A 1062-nucleotide genomic window follows, 5' to 3' on the forward strand; every position below is an offset into this window, starting at 1 on the left:
TTCGCTCGCCGCTACTGACGGAATCACTGTTGTTTTCTCTTCCTCAGGGTACTTAGATGTTTCAGTTCCCCTGGTATGCCTCCAACGAGCTATGTATTCACTCGTAGGTAACTGCCCATTACGGCAGCTGGGTTTCCCCATTCGGAAATCTCCGGATCAACGTTCACTTACAACTCCCCGAAGCGCTATCGCGGTTCGTCGCGTCCTTCATCGGCTCCTGGCGCCTAGGCATCCTCCGTGCGCTCTTATTAGCTTAACCTACCTGCAACCGCTAATATTGACCGTTAGGGCAATATTCGGTTGTCAGTCCGCTGCAACCGTTAACGTTAGCCGCAAGGCTAATGTTCAGTTGTCAGCATCGTTTAGTTGACACTAGTAAGGCAGAGATGCTTCCTTCTTCTTCGCGCTGACATGTTCATTCGAAAACGTTCATGTCGTTTGGTTCGCTATCCAGTTTTCAAGGTACAAGGTTTTCTCCCGCACATCAACGCGTCGTCGATGTGCGTTGGTAAAGATGGTGGAGACAAGGAGGATCGAACTCCTGACCCCCTGCGTGCAAGGCAGGTGCTCTCCCAGCTGAGCTATGTCCCCATGGGTATACAGTTAAACATTTTGGTTGGCCTTAGTGGACTCGAACCACCGACCTCACCCTTATCAGGGGTGCGCTCTAACCAGCTGAGCTAAAGGCCATCGCTGACTTCCGCTTCCGCGGAAAATCGAATAGCCGGCTTGGCAACGTCCTACTCTCCCAGGACCCTGCGGTCCAAGTACCATCGGCGCTGGAGGGCTTAACGGTCGTGTTCGGGATGGGTACGCGTGGCACCCCTCCGCCTTCATCACCAAACCGGTTGTTGAAAGACTTTCCGCCTAAGCGGGATTGCTCTTTCAAAACTGAACTTGAGCGTAAGAAACGGGTTGCCACTCCCACTTTGTTGACAACCTTGCGGTTGCAACCAGGCCGTGGTCTTTATAGCTCCGAAGAGCTCCTTAGAAAGGAGGTGATCCAGCCGCACCTTCCGATACGGCTACCTTGTTACGACTTCACCCCAATCATCTACCCCA

2 tRNA genes and 3 rRNA genes are annotated in these 1062 nt (G+C 52.8%); all 5 read right to left on the reverse strand.

From position 1 onward, the window contains the following. A 23S ribosomal RNA gene (locus ACFFT4_RS28195) occupies nt 1-259 on the reverse strand; the annotation flags it as partial. A 256-nt stretch (nt 260-515) separates the two neighbouring features. Then, nucleotides 516-591 (reverse strand) — tRNA-Ala (locus ACFFT4_RS28200). Between the two features lie 22 nt (nt 592-613). Continuing rightward, nucleotides 614-690, reverse strand: a tRNA-Ile gene (locus ACFFT4_RS28205). A gap of 37 nt (nt 691-727) precedes the next feature. Beyond that, nucleotides 728-844: ribosomal RNA gene (gene rrf / locus ACFFT4_RS28210) — 5S ribosomal RNA — on the reverse strand. Between the two features lie 147 nt (nt 845-991). Next, nucleotides 992-1062, reverse strand: a 16S ribosomal RNA gene (locus tag ACFFT4_RS28215); the annotation flags it as partial.

This window comes from Cohnella cellulosilytica (assembly GCF_042431195.1).
GTDB lineage: Bacteria > Bacillota > Bacilli > Paenibacillales > Paenibacillaceae > Cohnella > Cohnella cellulosilytica.